The 21768-nt window shown below is 40.5% G+C and carries 10 protein-coding genes; 2 read left to right on the top strand and 8 right to left on the bottom strand.

All coding sequences use genetic code 11. From position 1 onward, the window contains the following. The first annotated feature begins 390 nt into the window (after positions 1 to 390). On the top strand, positions 391 to 2874 hold the full coding sequence (locus H7U17_RS04890; protein ID WP_186755475.1) for a zinc-dependent metalloprotease: 2484 nt from the start codon (positions 391 to 393) through the stop codon (positions 2872 to 2874). Positions 2875 to 2980: 106 nt separating this feature from the next. Here the strand turns inward: H7U17_RS04890 and H7U17_RS04885 are convergent, their stop codons facing one another. The 8 genes from H7U17_RS04885 to H7U17_RS04850 all read right to left on the bottom strand — a co-directional run bounded on the left by H7U17_RS04885 (position 2981) and on the right by H7U17_RS04850 (position 16774). Beyond that, the gene (locus tag H7U17_RS04885) at positions 2981 to 4813 is read right to left on the bottom strand and encodes a glycoside hydrolase family 2 protein (protein WP_186755473.1); all 1833 of its coding nucleotides are present in this window, start codon (positions 4811 to 4813) and stop codon (positions 2981 to 2983) included. A 241-nt stretch (positions 4814 to 5054) separates the two neighbouring features. Continuing rightward, a complete protein-coding gene (locus tag H7U17_RS04880; protein WP_186755467.1) occupies positions 5055 to 5192 on the bottom strand; it encodes a hypothetical protein in 138 nt (45 codons plus the stop codon). Positions 5193 to 5197: 5 nt separating this feature from the next. Then, entirely contained in the window at positions 5198 to 7723 is a 2526-nt protein-coding gene (locus tag H7U17_RS04875; RefSeq protein WP_222439138.1) for a glutaminase family protein, read from the bottom strand. 26 nt (positions 7724 to 7749) lie between these two features. Next, entirely contained in the window at positions 7750 to 9840 is a 2091-nt protein-coding gene (locus tag H7U17_RS04870) for a CehA/McbA family metallohydrolase domain-containing protein (protein ID WP_230981272.1), read from the bottom strand. Between the two features lie 24 nt (positions 9841 to 9864). Continuing rightward, entirely contained in the window at positions 9865 to 10929 is a 1065-nt protein-coding gene (locus H7U17_RS04865) for a family 43 glycosylhydrolase (RefSeq protein ID WP_186755465.1), read from the bottom strand. A 111-nt stretch (positions 10930 to 11040) separates the two neighbouring features. Further along, a complete protein-coding gene (locus tag H7U17_RS04860) occupies positions 11041 to 11745 on the bottom strand; it encodes a DUF3823 domain-containing protein (protein WP_186755463.1) in 705 nt (234 codons plus the stop codon). Between the two features lie 24 nt (positions 11746 to 11769). Continuing rightward, complete coding sequence (locus tag H7U17_RS04855; protein WP_186755461.1) at positions 11770 to 13635, bottom strand: RagB/SusD family nutrient uptake outer membrane protein; 1866 nt, start codon at positions 13633 to 13635, stop codon at positions 11770 to 11772. 13 nt (positions 13636 to 13648) lie between these two features. Further along, a complete protein-coding gene (locus H7U17_RS04850) occupies positions 13649 to 16774 on the bottom strand; it encodes a SusC/RagA family TonB-linked outer membrane protein (protein WP_186755459.1) in 3126 nt (1041 codons plus the stop codon). Positions 16775 to 17648: 874 nt separating this feature from the next. On the opposite strand from H7U17_RS04850, the gene H7U17_RS04845 reads away from it, so the two are divergent. After that, on the top strand, positions 17649 to 21659 hold the full coding sequence (locus H7U17_RS04845; protein WP_230981270.1) for a hybrid sensor histidine kinase/response regulator transcription factor: 4011 nt from the start codon (positions 17649 to 17651) through the stop codon (positions 21657 to 21659). The last annotated feature ends 109 nt before the right edge of the window (positions 21660 to 21768 follow it).

The raw sequence follows: 21768 nt of genomic DNA, 5'->3' as shown, positions 1-21768 counted from the left end.
TATCTTCTAACATAGCCCCTCAATAAACCTTCAACAATATAGCCTAAGCGTTCTTTCACAAAAATATATAGCCATACGTACCATTAATCATGGTCAATTATTGATTTTTATTTATTATTATATGTATATCCGCAATTGCACCAGTAAAAGTTAAAAGCGAATCGAAATGTTCGTTTTAATTTAAATATCAACTCCTTCGGTCTTCAGTCTTCAAACTCCCGACCACTTAAGCAAAGGATTTAAGGTTACTGGCATCATTGCGGATAATCAGATATTATTATATTCACAAGTATAGAGGAAACACTCCTTTCATTATTATTTTCGGTACACCTATCGACCCAAATGGCCACTTAAATTTTTCACCATTTCTTATCATCACTAATGAATACTATGAAGATTAAACCAGAAAAAGCCCTACTGCTCATAGCCCTCTTTGTCTTTCTAACCAGGGTGGATCAACTAGCTGCACAACAAAAACCATTGCCAACGATTTCGTCCTTTACTGAAAATATGGTCAATCAAGATGGTTTTTATCCCTTGTACTGGGATGATTCAAATGGTAAGATTTACCTTGAAATCACTGCCCTAGATAAAGAGATCCTCTATTATCCTTCCTTGGCTGCTGGATTAGGATCTAATGATATTGGATTGGACAGAGGAAGACTTGGTGGCTCCCATGTGGTAAGTTTCAATAAATCTGGAAATAAAATATTGATGACTGAGAGCAATTATGATTATCGGGCCAATACGGATAACCCCATGGAACAAAAAGCCGTCGAAGAATCATTTGCTGAATCTGTACTTTGGGGATTTGAACTTTCTGCCCAAACCAACGACCGCTACCTCGTGGATGCGACTGACTTTGTACTTCGAGATGCTATTGACGCTGCACGATCAATCAGTAGAAATAACCAAGGCAATTATAAAGTAGACAAGAGCCGATCTGCAGTTTATTTGGAAAGGACCAAAGCATTTCCTAAAAACACAGAAATAGAAGCCAGCATTACCCTAACGGGCACTCAAGCGGGTGGTTATTTAAGAAGTGTCACCCCCAGTCCAGATGCAGTGACATTGAGGATGCACCACTCATTTGTGGAACTCCCTGATGACGGATATACTCCAAGGGAATTTGATCCCAGAGCAGGTGTAAATCAGGTAAGTTTCTATGATTTTGCCAGCCCCATCAATAAATCCATCGTCAAGAGATATATTCGACGCCATAGACTTGAAAAGGTAACCCCAGGCCCAGCCCCTAGTGAGGTAAAAGAACCTATTATTTACTATATCGATCCGGGAACACCTGAGCCAATCCGCACAGCCTTAATGGAAGGCACAAAATGGTGGGCTGAAGCTTTTGAATCCGCAGGTTTTATCAACGCCTTCCAAGTCAAGCTACTTCCTGAAGATGCTGACCCTATGGATATCCGCTATAATTTGGTCCAGTGGGTGCACCGATCTACTCGTGGATGGTCCTATGGCGGAGGTATCACTGATCCGAGGACTGGTGAAATCATCAAAGGGAAAGTCACCCTTGGCTCTCTGAGGGTAAGACAGGATTTTCTCATTGCACAAGGACTTATAGCCAATTACCTAGAAACAGGCGAAGTAGAAGATGAAGCCATGTTGGATATGGCACTGGCAAGGATGCGTCAATTGGCAGCTCATGAGGTGGGACACACTTTGGGCTTGCCCCATAATTATATAGCTAGCTCACAAAACAGGGCTTCTGTAATGGACTACCCTCATCCTAATGTCAAACTTAAAGGAAATAAACTGGACATTTCTGATGCTTATGCAGAAGGTATCGGAGAATGGGACAAAGTGGCCATACAAATGGCCTACGCAGTATTCCCAGAAGGGAAAAATGAAAAAGATGCCATCCATAAAATGGTAGAAGATTATAGAAAAGAAGGCTTGGATTTCCTATCAGACCAAGATGCCAGACCCACAGGAAGTGCCCATCCCAAAACCCATTTATGGGATAATGGAAAAGATGCAGTAGAAGAGTTAAATCAGGTAATGAAAATAAGGGCTTTGGTTTTGGCTGATTTTGATGAAAGTAAAATCAAAATGGGTGAGCCATTAGCCACAATAGAAGAAGTCTTTGTACCTATGTACCTATTCCACCGGTACCAAGTGGAAGCCGCATCCAAAGTGATAGCAGGAGTCAATTATTCCTATTGGTTACGTGGAAACAAGGAAAAACCAATAGTCATGGTCCCAGCCAAAGAACAGGTAGAGGCCATTGAATCGATTATAGCGACCCTATCCCCTAAAAACTTAAAGGTACCAGAAAAAATATTGGAATTGATTCCACCAAGACCTTATGGATACCGGGCCAATCCTCGGGAAACCTTCAGTGGTAAAACAGGCCTCACCTTTGACCCAATGGCAGCTCCTCAGGTCGCAGCTGATCTCAGCCTTTCTCTTCTGCTCAACCCACAAAGGGCATCCAGATTGGTCAACCAACATGCCATGGACAATTCCTTTCCCGGATTAGAAGGTTTAATCGAGCAGCTCATCAATTATTTGGACGGTCTTTCAGGAGAAGTCAGTTACGAAGGGGAAATAAAAAGGATGACCGAAAAATTATTATTGCAGAAATTAATCAATCTGTCCCAGGACAATGCCGCAAGTGCACAGGCTAGAAGTATCGCGTATTTTGAAATAGAAAAATTAATCCAAAAATTGAGCGCTTCACTTATCAATAGCTCACAAAGGGCCCATTATGAATATTGTGTGGCTATTGTAGCTCAAATGCACAAAGCACCCAAAGAAAAGGTACAGGTGCTTGATCCGCTTCCAGCTCCTGCCGGTTCTCCCATTGGCAGCGAAAGTCTGGAGTGGTTAAGGCCAATTTGCAGTGAAGAATGAAACAAAAAAACCGGGCGAATCTAATCGTTCTCCCGGTTTTTTAATTTATCTGCATTATCTAATAATAATCCCTATTACTAATTGCAGATGCTACTAATCCTAAACTTTATTTCGCTTCATACAGTTTTTGATGTACCTTTTTCAAGAATTCTGGTGTTAATTTAATCACCTTTCTATCGTAAGTCATCAAACCGTTAGTTTCTACTTCCACATCGGTAGTTTGCGTATAAACAGCAGCAGAAAGTCCCATAGGGATCAATTTCTCCAAATCATTCATCAACTTCGCATACCTGTCCTCTAGTTCTCCTACAGATTTAAAACTTTGATAGCCCCAGTTGTCTTTGTCTTGCCAGGTATGGCCATCAACTGGCAATCCTAAACCACCGAATTCTCCCAAAGTAAGTACCATGTCCTTACCAAACAATCTAGGACTTGGCATAGCTGGATCTGGGTAGTTATGTAAATCAATGATCTGACCAACTGGGAAGAAGTTACCACCACTGGCGCCATTGATCAAACGACTAGGATCATAAGCGACTGTCCATTTTACAATTTCTTCAGTTTTGAACTGGCCCCAAGCCTCATTAAATGGCACCCATACGATGATGGAAGGGAAGTTATAATTGGCATCAATAATGTCTTTCCATTCTTTTCTATAGATAGCTTCTGACTCTGGTGAACGCTCTCTTTCTGTTCCTACTCCAGCTACCCCCGGTCTTGGGTTCCATCTATTACCATGGTCCCCACTTGGCATATCCTGCCAAACCAACATACCCATTTTATCACAGTGATAATACCATCTGGCCGGCTCCACTTTTACGTGCTTACGAATCATATTGAAGCCCATTTCCTGGGTCTTTGCAATATCAAATACCAGAGCCTCTTCATTTGGAGCAGTATAAAGTCCGTCAGGCCACCATCCTTGATCAAGCGGCCCATATTGGAACACGAATTCATCATTCAATAGCATGCGTTGGATTCCATCTTCATCCAATTCCATACTGATTTTTCTCATGGCAGCATAGCCATCAATTTCGTCAATGACCTTATTCCCTTTTACAAGACTCACTTCAAGGTCATAAAGGAATGGATTTCCAGGCTCCCAAAGGTTGGCATTGTCAATAGCTAGAACAGCAGCATCTCCAACAGCCACTTCTTCTTCAGCTACCACAGCACCATTGGCCAAAGCTTTTACTTTCACCATTTGACCAGCCTGAGCACCAGCCACTTCGGTCTCTACAGTTAATGTACCCGCGTCTACATCCGGGGTGTTTTTAGTGGCTACAATATGGCTATTCGGCACATTTTCTGTCCATACAGTTTGCCATATCCCAGTCACTGGGGTGTACCAAATACCGTGAGGTCTGTTTACCTGCTTTCCTCTAGGCTGAGGTCCCTCATCAGTTGGATCCCAAACCCTTACCACCAATTCATTGTTTCTTCTACCCTTAAGGGCATCAGTAATATCAAAAGAGAAAGGAGTAAACCCTCCCTGGTGAACACCAACAGATTTTCCATTGACAAAAACCTCAGTTTCCCAATCTACTGCACCGAAATGCAATAGCACTCTTTCCCTGCTTGATTTCTTGGCATCAAAAGTGGTTTTATACCACAATTCCTGGTCTTTACCTACAGTCTTCCCAACACCTGAAAGGGCTGATTCTACTGCAAACGGCACCAAAATTTCTCCTTCATAAGAACTTGGGACATCATTTCCCTTTTCTTGGATCTGGTAGCTCCACAAACCATTTAGGTTCTGCCAATTATCTTCTCTGACCATTTGTGGTCTTGGATACTCCTGATGAACATTTTCAGGATCTACTTGCTCAGCCCACTCGGTCATGATCTTCCCTTCTGAAGGCTTCCAGGCTCCATTTTGGGCCCAGGCAAAGGATTGGGCTAATAACAAGCCTGCTCCTAGTAAGATTGTTTTTTTCATTTTACTGTTTTGGTTTATTTTAAGTTTGATAGATTATTTATATTGATTATCAGTTTTCACACCAGTAGCTTTATTTCTCACAGTCTGTCCCGATTTATCGGGAGACTCCACAGATCTACCCGGTGGAAGACAGGTTTGCACGGAATAAAATCTGATTTCTCGGGACTTTCATATGCTTTTTGAAAGATTATCAAACTATTCAAAATCCAGTGGTGCAATTGCGGATATACTTATTATTTATTTAATATTCATTGGCAGATGTTCTGTCAATTCTGTCTACCAAAGTAATATCAGCAGCTGTTTGCTTCTCCTCCTTACAGGAAAAGAGGAGAGCAAACAGGGCTGCACTGGTTATTAGGGTGTGTTTCTTTATAATCATTATGATTACAATTTCTCTTTTAGGACTGGCATAAAGTAACCGCCTACCACAGATCTGGCCCTGAAGCCAACTGATTTTGCATTGGTGGTTTCATGCCAATCACTAACAGGAATCCTATTAGGCGTTTTATTGATATAGGTAAACATGGGTTTGATCAAAGCTTTCTTATCTGCATCATCTTCAGCCATGGTAGCGGTCCACATTACCCAATCAGATTTGGTATAAGTTTTCCTGCTGTCCAGTGGCAGGCCAAAGTCCTCCTGCTTGGTCAAATAATAGGCGATTTCCTTTTGCGCCACATCTTCTGGGAAGATATTTAAGTCCAACAGCTTGTTCCAAACCAAGTTATATTTTTGGCTCCAAGTATCTTTTTTGTCAAAGGTCAAACTATAATGATCTCCATCTTCTGCTTTGTCCATCCACTTTTGGGCAAAGTCCTTGGCCATGGCTGTGTACTTTTCTGCCAGCTCAGGTTTACCCAAAGTTTCCGCCATTTGTCCATAAGCCGCAATGGCCAGGATAGCTTTCACAGACAGGTTGGCATTATGTGCCAAATGCCCTGCAAAATCATCTGTACAAAGCTGATTAGCTGGATCAAATCCCTCATTGGCCAAATACTCTACCCAAGTGGTCATTACATCCCAGTGCTTGGCAGCATAATCAGCATTTCCTTCCACTTTGGCTATTGCCCCTGTCAAGAGTAACATATTCCCGGCTTCTTCAACAGGCATATCTTCTCCATATGTTTGTCCATTAGCCAAAGGATAAGTACCGACATCATGAGCAGGAAAAGGTTTAGCCCATTTTCCACTTTCACTGTAATAGTAGATTGGCTCTAGCATTCCCTTCAAGAGTTCAGGGTTATAGATCAAAAATAATGGTGCTGAAGGATAGGTAACATCCACAGTACCAATGGATCCATTACTGAAATTTTCTTTTGAAAAGAAAAACAACTCTCCATTAGGGCCTTCCACTGTCTTATGTGCTGAAACTGCCTGGCGATACACCAAGGCACATACCGCTGCATATTCTGCTCCACCAGCCTGCAAAGCGTCCTGATATAATTGTTGGTCAAAATCTTGACTGGCTTTTATCAGTTTACTATAATCACTTTGGGCAGCTTGAAGCATTTCCTCTGTACTCATACCATATTTTTTCCACCAAGCTTTAAGATTTTCTTTAAAAAATTGAACGGCATACAAATCATCATAGGCCAGAGTTACAAAATTTTCTTTTGCGGTGCTTCCAACCTTACCATAGTCAAATGCAACTGCCTGTGTGATCATCTTTTGATTTAAAGCCAGTGGCTTATCCATTTCATCTGCGCTGCTCAGCTCACCATTTTTAACAAAATCAGCTATAGACTCGGTATTGACACCGATCTTAGAAGTGGTATTCTCCTTGTCATTGGCTGCCAGATAAAGGTATCCCCAATCAATCCTGATATTATCACCTTTCTTCTTCAATACAGGCTGGGCACTCGTCCCCAACTTCATTACTTGTAATCCGGAAATTTCTGGTCTTTCCCAGGAGACTTCCTGGTCCAAAGTATTTACTGCCAAATTTCCAGCAGCACTAAAATAAACTTGAACATCATGTTCTGCCCCATCTTTAGACTGTACTTCAAAGCTGATATAATTGGCAGGTCTGGTCATCACCTCCAGATTATCCGGTAACATAGGTGCTGTAAAGGTCACCTCAAGCTCCACATCCTCACAGTCAAAAGTATAAAGCGTCTGAGTCGCTCTCACCTCGGAATGAACTTGCTCGGCTACGGCTATGTCTACGGATGGCGGAAGTATTTCAACCAAACCAGCATCCAAAAATGCCCCTCCTACTGTATTTTCACAATGAATGGCCATAACATTTTCCCCTACTTTTAGGGCTTGCTTGGCTTCTTCATTAATGGCAAATGTAGCAGGACTGGACACCCAACCTTCTTTTTCATAAGCCAAAACGCCATTCAGATAAACTTTAATATTATCATCATGGTGGATATTCAATAATATGTCATGAAAATCAGTATTGGACAACTCAAAGCTTCTCCTTACCCAAATATTTTCTGTATTCCACTTATTAGGGGCTGGGCTATCATCTCCATTGGTGAAAGCACCACGCGTGGATTTCCACTGGCTCCCTTCCTTATAACCTATTTCGCTCCATTTTCCAGCTGGCTTTTCTAGAGAATAAGACCAAGTTTCTTTCATGCCAGTCAGTGGTAATACGGCCCTGGTTTCTATTACTGGCTCTCCCAAAAAATAATAGGACTTTCCATCTACCCTGATGATACCCTGAAGATCATTTTCCACTCCTGTCCAATGTCTAGTAGCATCTCCATGAAGCTCATCTCCCATACTCCAAACACTGAAATAGGGATCTACCGTAATTAATGGATATGCAGGTGGCCTAATATCATTGATAGTAGCCAAGTCTGCCTCCAATTGTTTTTCTTCAGGTGCCTGACACCCTACCAAAGAGCTAAGACAAACTCCTACTAGGATTTGTGCCCAATTTTTCATCTTAACAATCATAGTCTCTTATTTAAATTCATTTATATTTATTCTATCCAAATAGGTTGGGTGAAAGCGCCATTGGCCGCTACGTCCCATATCTCAAGCCTAAGCCACTTTCTTCCTTTTAGCGTTGCCGAAAATTCAAAAACTTGATGATCAAAAGCTTTAGTGTCACTTAAATCTATCCTTTGGCGGTAAACCTGCTCACCATCTCCAGAAACTATTTCTGCATAATTCAGAGGGAATGTCCATTCTGCTTTTACTTTCATCTCTGCCTTTCCATTTGATTTCAACTGAATACTTTCTCCACTTCCTTTACCCTCCACAGAAAATTCAGGAATCAAAACCTCCCCTGTACTTACAAAAAACTTCCCTTGCTCCATCGCATCTAAAACAGGTTGCCATCCCTCTTCGAACTTAGGCAGCTTGTCCATCTGAAGATAATTGATATTCATATGACCATAAATCTCATAGTCTGGTTCTAGCTTAAATAGATCTGCCTCTCCTATCACATATTTCCTTTCACCCCAATTGGCCATATCATCCATCAAGTCCAATACCCTTCTGCCCATATTCGGAATGGACAAATCTGCAGGGATAGCCTTCCAGGCAGCTCCATTAAACCGGTCTGAATGAAAAAAGGCTTCCTCTTTATACTTATCTGGAAAACCCGTGGAGCCTTTGGTTCTTGCATGGGCAGTCCAGGCCAAGCCTTTTTCAGTCTCTAATAACTTTAGCATTTCTTCTTGGTTACCTACCCTGTAAACCTTTCCATAATCAGGATGTTCCTCCACAAATGGCTTCCCTTCCTCCCTGGACATAATCCAATAGACAGGATTGGGAAAAAGATTCATCCAATGACCTCCAAAATGAACATTGGGTTCTTCTCCTGGTAGCATCAGAAAATCTGCTTCCGAAAGTCTGGCGCATTCATCAAACATCAATTGTAATTCTGGCAAACGTTTTGGTCCTAAATCTCTGGGGTTACCTGCAAGATGGTATTCTCCCAAATGCATGATATTTACTCCCATGCTGCGCAGGGCCTTCACATGCCCAGGTATATCGGGAATGGGTTTATGGGTAAGCACATCATCCATATGTTCTGTATGAAAGTGGCTTGCCATCGTCCTATAACCTGCAATTGGCTTATATTGATCTCCATGGGTAAAAGCTTTTACCTCTTCCAATATCTGACCATCTTTGGTATTGCTGAGATAGACAAAAAAGTTCAGCCTTTGCTGCGTGTTTGGAGGAGCATTGAACCAAGGAACATGCCTTCTATCTCCCATCATATCATGGCGGATACCTATTCCAAAACCCGGTTCAATATCCCTGTAATCGCTACCATACCAAACGTATTTAAGATTATAGGCATTATCCAATGGATAGAAATATTGGTGTGGTGCAGGAAAAACAGCCAAACTCCCCTGCTCGCCTTCACCGATGATGGTGCGGTATTTTACGGCCAAATTCCTAGATGGCGTATCGATACCTAATGGTTTATCAGAGTTTAAATAATCCTCTGTATCTGCCCAAAAAACTTCATTCCAGGCTTTATTTTCTTTCACCAAACCTGCATCATAAATAATTGCTTTGGCATTTTCTGAAGTGCTCAATACCGCTGCCATATTCATCAATGAACTTCCATGATAAAGGCTGATTTCCAAGTGTCCTGAAAAATTCCCGGCATTCATTTTATCCACCTGAATAATGGTTCGCGCTCCTTGACTGATCAACTTTATTCTTTCAGCATCCAAAGTAGCTTTATAGGTATCATAGGGCTTATAGGCCGTTCTATCAAAAAATATATTCCATCCACTGCCTTTACTCAAATCCCTTTCTCCAACAGTCAAAATAAATAAGGGGCTCAGCTGTTCTGCTACTTGATAAACTTCTCCATCTTTGGCTATTTGAAGTTGATCAATCAGTTCACTTCTCCCATCAAGATTAAATGAAATACCTGCGCTATTTCCATTTTCCAATGGCCAGGTAATCTCTAGTAATTGTTTTGATTGGGTTACCGTAGCTCCAGAATTGGCATTAAACTCAGACAAATCCACCCTCACTTGTCCAAAGGCAAAAAAAGCTTGGAAAAGCAGTATGAAAAATATTGAAATTTTGGTTGGAAAGTGCATTTGTGTACCTCTTATATATTAAATCTAAAACTGTGGACCATCATTTGCCTTAGTACTTGGCTCCTGTCTGAATAGACTAGGCCATCCATTATTCCAGATGATTTTATCAATGAGGAGTGTTCTCCTATTGGTACCATTATTAGTTCTTGGCTTACTCTTGAGCATACCATGATAAACCAACCAGTCTTCTCCCTCTGAATCCGTCACGATCTCTGCATTATGCCCAGGCCCTGCAAATCCAGTACTTCCTAAATTTCCCTTTACAACCAACTCTCCATAATGACCGTCCAACAAGCTATTTCCTGATTTGTCCAAATAGGGTCCCTCTAGTTTATCAGATCTACCGACCCATACTTGATAAGAACTATTGGCACCTTCACAACAGGATCCATATGAACCAAATAAATAATACAAGCCTTCTTTCTTAAATACATAAGTAGCCTCCAAATGGTCTCCTGCTACTTGGATCTTTTCACCAACTGTAGCCTTGCCATCTTCAGCCAATTTTATCATATAAAGCCCTCTAAAGCTTCCCCAGAAAAGGTACTTTTGCCCTCCCTCTTCATAATAAAATGGATCAATACTATTATTAACACCGATACTATTTGAATCAAAAATTTTCCCAAAATCCTCAAAAGGGCCTTCAGGTGAATCGGCTATGGCCAAACCTATTCCGGGATTGGCATCCCCCCAAGTTGAATAGGAATAATACATATAAAATTGGTCTCCTACTTTACTGACATCTGGTGCCCAGATGCCTCCTTCGGATTTCCAAGTGGGTTTGGTTTTAAGTGCATCCCCTACCAATTCCCACTGGATTAAGTCTTTTGATTTGATCACTGGCACCAGGTGATATCCACCCTCATTGCCCCAATTATCTTCTGTGCCATATGCATAAAAATAATCTCCGTCCTTTACTAAGGTAGGATCCGCCAATACAGGTTCCCAAACTGGATTGGTATATTGACCTTCAACTTGCTCTGGCTCACTGTCATCGTAATTAGGAATGGTTTCCTGTGCATTGCTGCTACATCCTGCCAAACCAACAGAGAGTAGAAATATAAAAACCGATTGTAATGGTAATTTCATTAGGTTAATTATTTAGGGTCAATTATCAAAAATAAAACCAGCTTGGAGGGAGGTATCACCTTGATCGGAGTCGAAAGGCGACACCTCAATCCAAGCTGGTTTAGTTGAATATTAGAAATCAATTCTTTGGATATCAGAGAACAACATATCCTCCACACCATCAATGCGCACACCTACTCTTGCAAACACATAGTCTTGCGTTGGTGTCATATCAGGCACTGAAGTGCTCAGTTGGATATTGTTTAGATCCGCTATATCAGCTCCTCCAATTCTGGAAGAACTGATACTGGTACGACTATCCACAAAGGTAGTCTTGCTTAAGTAAAGCACTACCTCATTGATTCCTTTGGCGTTTTCATCTGTAATGATCTGCTCCAAAGAAAAGTCAGCATTGACCGTATTGCTATTGCCAGAAATACTAACATTTCTCAACATATAATAAGGCATTACCTCTATATCCATATCTAGGCTTCCTCTTAAGTTCAAAGGAATCGTGTCGGAATTGGTTTCCGTATTGGTCATACTCATAAACGGCCCCTGACTAGCAGGGATGATCAATTTATAATCACCAGAGAAAAGCAAAGACGAAAAAGAACCGTCCTGGTCCACCGATACGCCTATATTTCCGAAAGTTTGCCAACCTTCTTCCCATAATTCAAAATAAACGTCATTGTAGCTAACGCCTATTGGCTCCCCTTGATAAACCAAGTTACCTTCAAAAAGCAACTTTGGTTCATCATAGTTATCATATTCGCATGATGTCAGACCCAAGGTCATACAAAAGAGCCCAGCTATATATTTGATACTATTTTTCATGAATTCTATAATTTAAAGGTCCTTTTACTGGTTAGGGTTTCTAACAATCTTTGGATTGGCATTCCTAACATTATCCCCAATAAATGAGTAGTAATTCCCTAAACGGAACCTGTGAGGGTTGAATACAGGAGTCGGTATAAACTCTTCAAACACCCACTTTTCATGATTGGGACTTCCTGGATCATACACCTTATAAGGTCTCAAACCGAATACACGAGTACTTACTGCCTCCGCATCACCTGGGTTATTGGTCAAATCAACCGACTCACCATTCCAAACCCTATGCGCCAATCTCCATCTTTTATAATCCCAAAGGATATGATTTTCAAAAGACAATTCCACTTTTCTCTCATGAACGATTCTATCAAAATCGATTTCTGATGGCGCCAAATCTGTAGGGAAGCCTGCTCTTCGTCTCACTTCATTCATATAGGCAGCGGCCTTGGCATTATCTCCCAGTTCAAAAGCTGCTTCAGCGGCATTCAATAAGATTTCAGCGTATCTGAAACGGATCCACCATACAGCACTACCAGTACCACGCTGTCCTGATCCTACAGAAGTATCCACATACTTTCTAAGGTAAAAACCACCCTGTGCAGACCATTCCAAGTTAGGAATAGGGCCATCAAAACCTACCAACTGTGCATTTTCTCCATTTGGCAAGGTACCTCTACCTCCCAATTGATCTGAAGTGATCAAAGTACCGTCTGTTGTTTTCCAGCCACCCCAGATATCTACTTGGCTTCCTCTGAAGCTAGCACCAGGAAGGATCACTGTTCCGGCCAATCTTGGGTCTCTTCCTTCGAAAATATCCAATTGGTTTTCATAGTAAATAGGATCTCCATTCTCGTCCGTGGTAGGTAGTGGAGCAAATGTATTGTCCAATAGTTCGAAAGACTGCACCAAATTCAAAGATGGATTCATCTTTCCACCTGAAGTATTTTCTTCTCTCAATGATCTTGGGATATTATCTATTGTAAAACCATGTGTTCTACCCTGAACCAAGAAATCTTTGGCAAAAATCACCTCATTATTGGCTGATTTGTTCAAGAAAATATTGGCATAGTTTTCTGATGGATCTGGATCATTTTGATACAATTCATAAGTTCCCAATCCCATCAACTCTTCAGATGCATTCAGTGAAATGGTATAATACTGATCTGCCATACTAGCAGGAATTCCCACTTCACCACCTGGCAATGAAACATTAGGGGTCAACTGGCCATAATTGGCAATGGAACCTGCATATAAGGCCGCTCTAGACTCAAGGGCAAGCGCTGCTCCTACAGTAGCTCTTGATCTGGTTCCACCATCAGGCAGGTCTCCTTTGATCGCTTCCATTTCCTCAATGATATAATCATATACCTCATGCTCTTTGGCCCTTGCATATTGCAAGTAAGTAGGGTCGCCGCTGAAATCATATTCCAATGATTCCAAGATCAAAGGCACTCCACCCATTCTTTTCACATGCTCAAAGTACACCATGGCACGGATAAATTTAGCTTCCGCTATAAAACGTGCCTTAACTTCTGAATCCAACTGATCAGCTCTTTCTGCCTTCTCAATAAACAAGTTGATATCACGGATATAACCATAATCCCACATGCCCCAGTTACCATAACCATAATCTACATTTTGGTGTCTCCAGTAATCACCGGCATTGGAAGCAAAAGTCTCATCAAAATTGGCAAACTCCCACCATCTCTCTATGGTCTGGTAATCAGGAAGCCTATTATATAAATCTGCCAAAACAGACAGTACCAAATCCTCATTCTCCCAGACCTGATCTTCCAAAAGTATATTTTGAGGATCTCGGTTAAGGAATTCTTCATCATTACATGCCGTGAATAAAATCAAGCATGCGAAAATGCTATATATGTATTTTTTCATGTCCAGTTTCATTTTAGAAGGTCAAGTTAAACCCTAAGTTCATGTTCACATTTTGCGGATACTGCAAACCATTTGGATCTCTAACTTCTGGATCTATACCAAACTGATGCACATTATCTATAGAGAACAAATTATAGGTGGTAAAATAAACCCTTGCTCTTTCAATTTTCAGCTTGCTCAATACCTTTGGAGGAAGTGTATAGCCGATAGAAGCTGTTCTCATTCTTATGTATTTGATATTGGTCAGCCACCAGGTAGAATTCCTGTTATAGTTACTATGGCCACCTGCATTGAATCTTAAAGCAGGGCTAGAACCTGGAATCCACTCGCTGTTAAGATCATAAGGATCTTCTCTATGCCACCTGTCATCATACATATAGGCCAATAGGTTCCCTCCATTTTGGTAAGGCCATCTCATTTCCCAGTTCTGCAGATAGGATGCCATAGAACCACCTGAGAAGTCCATGGTCAAATCGAAGTTCTTATAGTTGAAATACATATTCAAACCATAATTGACACTAGGAGGACCATCCAGACTATATCCAATAGGACGCTCGTCATATCCGTCAATCTTGCCATCGCCATTCACATCCTTATAGATCAAATCACCTGGCAATAAAGTACCATTACCTTGGCCATCGATGTTTATTGGATAATTGTTGATTTCCTCTTGAGACTGGAATTGGCCAACGATTTCATAGCCCCAGAAGATACCATTCCAACGGTCTTCTCCAGACCTTCTGTAATGATCCCAAGAGCTGCTGAATACAGGATTATAAGAAGAAAGGAATTTACTTCTGGCATAGCCAAATGTACCTCCGATTCTATAAGTTAAGTCACCTGCCTTACCGTTATAGTTTAGACCAAGGTCAAAAGCCACATTGGCATCACTACTTAAGTTTTCGTCTGTCAACCCATAGCCCAGTTCAAGTGGCAAGAATACATCATCCCTTATATCCCTTAGGCCATCTCTTTTTCTACGGAAATAATCCGCTGTACCAGTGATTTTACCTGCACCAAAAGAAAAGTCAATACCTACATCAAACATCTTACTGGTATACCACGAAAGGTTATCTATCGGCTTACCTCTATTGGCTGATCCCTGAACATTTTCTCCATCGATAATAACAGTGGAAACACCATAGGAGTATCCCGGAATATAATCAAATGGTCCTATCCCAATATTATCATCCCCCAGTTCACCATAAGAAACTCTCAACTTCAACTCATCCAAATTGGTGCTGGAAGCAATATTGTCCATAAATGGCTCTTGGCTAATTCTCCAACCACCCGATACAGATGGGAAGAATCCCCAACGGTTTTCTGGAGAGAATTTCCAAGAAGCATCATACCTGGCTGCAACTTCAAAAAGGTATTTTCCTTTGTACTCATAGTTGATACGTCCTACATAACCAATTCTTGCTTCCTCATAGTCGTAATCATCATACTGGTCCATATCCGCAAACTGTACCAATGACAAGTAATTATTGGTCGGCACAGAGTGAATAAAGTTTCTATAATCCCTTCTTTGGATTCTTTCATACAAGGCCAAAACAGATAATTTGTGATCTTCAGCAAACACCCTGTCATAGTTCAATTGGAATTGCCCTACAGTCTCTTCTATCTTACGTTGGTTCCTGTCCCTGTAAGGGTTATCATTACCACCGGTTCTGATATACTCATCCGTTTCAGGAAGATAATCATACACATCATAAGTATATTCAAATGTGTTACGGTAGTTATCCGCAAAATAATAAGAATAAAGCCCCTTGGCCTTCAAACCTTCCACCGGTAAATCATACTCGGCAGAGAAGTTGGTCTGAATATTCTTCCAGTAATCAGAATAAAAACCAGTTCGGTCATAGTTCAACAATGCCCAGTTGGTTTCAATATTATTGATATTAGCTGGGTAATCAGGGTTGTCATTGGCATAAGGACGTTCAGTAGGACGATTTCTGAATAATGCAAAACGAGGCTGCCAATAATCATCCACTCCTGGTACACCTGGGTTTTCCCTGTTTTCCAAACGGCCATTTATCTGCATTCCTATAGTCAAGCGATCAGTTACATCAGTATTGATATTGGCTTGGATATTGGTCCTATTAAACTCAAACTCATCACTGAAAACTGACTTCTGATCAAATCTCGTAAGCGACAGATAATAGTTGGTCTTTTCAGAACCACCGGAAACACTGGCACTAAAATTACTTTGTGGAGCATTTCCTTTTACAATAAAGTCTCTCCAATCAAATGAACGGTAGCCGTATTCTGTTCCAGCTTTCCACTTGTCCAATTCATCTTGGGAGATATTGGTACTTCCGAACTGGTTCATATCAGCTTCAGCACGTCCCTGCATCCATTCATAACCATTTACACCCTCAGGGAACCTGGACCAATTTTGGACTCCATAATAGCCATTGATATTGATAGATGGCTTTTCTCCTCTACTACCTCTCTTGGTAGTCACCACGACTACACCATTGGCCGCTCTAGATCCATAAACCGCCGCAGAAGCATCTTTAAGGATGGTGATACTTTCGATATCACCAGGGGCCAAGTTATTGAACTGTCCTTGGTCCTTTTGGATACCGTCAATTACGAAAAGCGGATTCCCAAGATTCCTGATCTGGATATTTGCTCCGGCTCCTGGGCGACCATCAGGCATTCTAAAGGATAAGCCAGGAAGTTTACCGGCCAAGGCACCAGAAACAGTAGCCGTTGGTACTTGCTCAATGTCCCTACTGGTCACATTGGAAACAGCACCCGTAATGGATTCCTTCTTTTGTTCACCATAACCAACTACAACTACCTCTTCTAGGTCCCCAAGCTCACTTTCAAGTTCAAACTCAAAATTGCTTTGATTACCAACGGCCACCTCGATGGTTCTGAAACCAATAAAAGAAACCCGGATTGATGGGTTATCTCCACGAAGCGCTAATTTAAATTCTCCATCTACACCGGTGACGGTTCCATTTGATGTACCCCTTTCAAGGATACTTACACCAGGGATAGGCTCCCCTGTCTCTTTTTCAATTACGGTACCTTCTACTGTTTTCCCCGACTGGGCATAAGCAGAAAATACCAAACCACACAGCAGGATAAAAATCAAACTGCCATTTCTTAGTAATTTTTCTTTCATTTAATAATTAGGTTTTGGGTTAAGGTTATTACTCCAAATATTAAACAGAAAGCACGACGACTCCTGTTACCATAGTTTTAAGGCTCATTTACCAAAAAACTCGCTTCCGATTATTTCTCCTATTTATATTCATAATGGAGAAAGCTTTTCCTGAAATTTTATAGTTGATTGGGCCTTTCAGTTTGTTTCAACTGACTCAAAGGAAGTGAGTAGGCCAGAAAAAGGGTGTTCTATTCTTCATGTATTTTGGGTTTCAGTATATCCTGTGTAGAAATACAGTAACTGTTAATTAAACTATCTGATCAAATACCAGCTACTTAATAGATTTAGCCAGTCTTTTGACATTGCTAATGTATAAAGTGCCTATCAGAATGATTATCACAAATCCTTCATTAAACACAAGAATTCCTGCTATCCCCATTTTTCCATTGTCCCAGCACCTAAAGCACCGGTTTTATTATCCCTTTCGTGAATTCCGCAGCACGAAACTTGACTTTTTTTTAAATGAATACTGTACAGTTAGACGCTATCCTACAAAGCTTCCAATTCGTTCAAACCCTCTTGCTAACATATTTAAAAGCCATATTTATAAATAAACCCCAACTTTAAAACCACTCCCCTTCCCTAGGAACACCTAAAAAAATTGACATCATTTGGATTCTTTTAAATCCGAAAAATCCTTCAACAAACTTCATTAATAAAAACTATCCGTCATGCACTATAAAAAATCCTTCAATCCATTTAAATAACTAGCAATAAATCATTGTATTAAATTATGAATAAGCCTTTTTTGTATTTTAGCAAAACAAATAAACCCAGTTAAGTTTCAATGCACCCCAATTACAAATCTCTCCTTTTATTATTCCTCAGTCTTTTGAGCGCCCATTTTGGCATTGCACAAACCCACGAAAGGTATTTTGAGCATATCAATATGGAGGATGGACTCTCTGGAAGTACCGTGTTTTCTGTAATACAGGACCAGCAAGGTTTCATGTGGTTTGGCACCAAGAATGGGCTTAACCGTTATGACGGGCATAATTTCAAAGTATTCAATGCCGAATCAAAACAAAGCCATGGGCTGGGCAACAACTTCATCTATGGAATGTTTGAGGATAGTAGAGGTACACTTTGGGTTGGCACAGGAAATGGTGTGTATACTTACGATTCGGATACCGAAAAATTCACTTATTTCAATAAGGTTTCCAACCATGGTCAATATATCTCTGGCAACGTAGGGGAAATAAAAGAATCCCCTACGGGCGAAATACTCTTTGCTGTTAATAATAAGGGATTTTTCAAATACTCCATAGAAAAAGACCAATTGGTCCAATACCAAAATTTAAGTCAGAATGAACCTGAAGACAATAATTTCACCAATGTAGAGGTAGATGAAAAAGGAGATATATGGATAAGTGCCTCCAGACTGGGGGTATATAAATACCTACCCAAAAGAGACAAGTTCATCCCTACCCTCAACAATGAAGAAGTAATACAAGCCTCTGTTCTACATATAGAGGACTATGGATCCAATCTAATTTTAGGAACAAAAAATGCGGGGGTATGGGTGATGGACAAAAGCAGCGGAATTGCCGAACCTTTGCTCACCAAAGCCACTAATGGAAAAAACTTATTAATCAGGGATCTCTTTAAGATTTCAAATAATGAACTTTGGATTGCTTCTGAATCGGGTTTATTCATTTTCGATTTAGAAAAAAAGAAATATAAAAATTTCCGTCATAACCTCAACGACCCTTATTCCATATCTGATAATGCCGTATACTGTATAGAGAGAGATAAGGAAGGAGGAATGTGGGTAGGCTCTTATTTTGGAGGGGTCAACTTCCTGCCCAACCATCCTACTAAATTTGAAAAACACTACCCAATTCCCAATTCGAACACCATCAGTGGTCAAAGGGTAAGACAGTTTATTGAGGGAAATGATAGTACCATCTGGATCGGCACTGAAGACGCCGGTCTCAATCAATATGATCCTAAAACCAATACCTTTACACACTTCCTCCCCGGTAAATCCAACAATAGCTTATCCTACCATAATGTGCATGGATTGGCAAGAAGAGGAGATGAACTTTGGGTGGGGACAGTAACTTTCGCTGTAGGCCTCAATAAAATCAATTTAAACACCAATCGAGTTGAAATTATTAGGTTCAAAAGTGATCAAAATCCTTCTGAAGAGAATGAAATCCACAGTTTATTAGTAGACAAAAAAGGGCAGGTCTGGCTGGGAACCGTGACAGGCCTTTTCAAACTGGATGAAGAGAATAATAGTGTTCATTTCACCAAAGAAATAGGCCATAAATTCATATATGATATATTAGAGGATAAAAACGGAAATATCTGGATAGGCACCTATTCTGATGGGCTGATTCGGTATAACCAAGAAACTGGAGAAACCAAGATGTATTTGCCCAATCCAGAAGATCCTAATAGTCTACCACACCCCTCAATAATTAACTTGTTTATAGACAGTCAAAACAGGTTATGGATCGCTACTGAGGGCGGTGGTTTCTGTAGGTATAACGAGAAAAGTGACAACTTCTCAGTTTATAACGGTCAGACTGGATTTGCCTGTAATACCGTTTATAAAATCCTCGAGGACATCTCTGGACACATATGGGTGAGTTGTAATAAAGGGCTAATGGAACTAAACCCACAAACATCTAAATTCAGGCTTTTCACCAAAGACAATGGCCTTATGCCCTCTCCTTTCAATTATAAAAGTGGTTTCAGGGCAAACGACGGGACACTATATTTTGGTTGCTTAAATGGCTTTATCTCTTTTGATCCAAGGGATTTCAAACCTTATGAATATGACCCTCCAGTGGTCTTCACAGGCATACAGATTTTCAATAACCCAGTAAACATCGGTGGCGAGGAATCCGTTTTGGAAAAATCTATTACCAAAACATCTTCGATAACACTGGATCATGATCAATCTTCCCTAAGCTTTGACTTTGCAGCCTTGAGTTATACAGCTTCAGATGCCAAACCATATGCCTATAAAATGGAAGGTTTTGATCAGGAATGGACTGAGCTCAGTCAAAACCAACGCATCAACTACTCCTATCTCCCCCCCGGAGACTATACACTCAGGGTTAAATCAGCGAATATTTTTGGGGAATGGAGTGATCGTGAAGGTCTGCTCCACATTACTATTTTACCCCCATTCTGGAAGACAGGCTGGGCTTATATTACTTATGTTTTATTAGCGATTTTAATCCTTTTCCTTATTTTGAGGGCCTCGAGAAATAAAATCATAAAAAGGCAGCAAGAGGCTTTTAAGAAATTGGAAGACGAAAAACAAAAAGAAGTCTATCAATCCAAAATCGAATTTTTCACCAATATCACCCATGAAATCAGAACACCCTTAACCTTGATCAAAGGCCCACTAGAAAGCATCCTTAAAAAAACAGATGCTTATCCAAATGATATCAAAGAAAGCCTAGGGATCATGAATAAAAATACCGACAGGCTTATCGATCTTAGCAATGAATTACTGGATTTCCGTAAAACGGAACAAAAAGGATTTCTACTCAGTTTTACCAGAATTGAAATAGGGCAACTTATTGAAGACATATTTGTTCGATTCAAAACCAGTGCGGAACAACAATATATTAATTTCCATTTAGTAAAAAATGAAGCCCCTTTCTTCGCAGATATAGACAAAGAAGCTTTCACGAAAATCCTCAGCAACCTGCTTTCAAATGCCATAAAACATGCTGATAGCATTGTACAGGTGGAAACTATTATTGCTCCTATTAAGGGGCAATTCCAAATCCAGGTCAGCAATGATGGCCAAATCATCGAAGCAGATAAACAGGAAAAAATATTCGAACCCTTCTATCAGCTAGATGGACATGAAAACAAGAGAGCTTCCGCAGGTACTGGTTTGGGACTACCACTGGCAAGATCATTGGCGGAAATGCACAGTGGAAAATTATATGTGGATGCTAAATCCAATAAATTAAACACCTTTGTTCTTGAATTGCCCATCAAACAGGAAAATACCATTCATCTTAATGAACCTGCTCCCGCACCTACTTCGCCAGCTGAACAACAAAAAGATGCTGCTAAGCCTATAGTAAATGAAGAGACCAGTTCCCATAAAGCTTCTTTGCTTATCGTTGAGGACAATAAAGAATTACAAAGGTTTATCTATGACCAACTAAAAAACCAATACCATGTTCATCGAGCGGAGCATGGTCAAGAAGCAATTAAAATACTAAGTAACAAACCTATTGATTTGGTCATCAGTGATGTAATGATGCCTGTAATGGATGGTTTTGAACTCTGTACAAAAGTAAAATCTGATATCAATTTTAGCCATATACCATTCATCATGCTGACAGCTAAAAACAACCTTCAATCTAAAATTGAAGGAATGGAGCATGGTGCTGATGTATATATTGAGAAACCCTTCTCCATTGATCATCTCAGTCTACAAGTAAGGAATCTACTTCAATACAGAGATCAAATAAGAAGGGCTTTTGCCAACCAACCAATGGTCAATGTGGATACCATTGCCTATACACGTGCCGATGAAGAGTTTCTTTCCCAAGCCAATGAAGCCATCTTGGAAAACCTAAGCAATGAAACTTTTGGAGTAAATGAGCTGGCTGAAATCTTATGCATGAGCCAATCCAGTCTTTTACGAAAAATCAAGGGAGTTTCAGAAATGACCCCCAATGGCTATATCCGCTTGGTCAGGCTCAAAAAAGCTGCTGAAATGTTATTGGAAGGTCAATTCACAGTCACTGAAATAAGTGAAAGAGTAGGCTTTAATTCACCATCTTATTTCTCCAAATGTTTCCAAAAACAGTTCGGAGAATTGCCCAAAGACTTTAGTAAAAAGTCGGAAACGATGTAAAGAAAATGTCTAATATGGCTATTTTGACTATGATATAGTTAGGGCCAAGAGAAAAGGAGAAAGTACCAAAAGCATTTCTTCCGTCTTTCCTCTTTTCTCTTTTTTCTTT

This window comes from Echinicola salinicaeni, from assembly GCF_014280965.1.
GTDB classification, from domain to species: Bacteria; Bacteroidota; Bacteroidia; order Cytophagales; family Cyclobacteriaceae; genus Echinicola; species Echinicola salinicaeni.
Note: the sequence above shows the minus strand (reverse complement) of the source record. Positions and strands in the feature narration are given on the sequence as shown.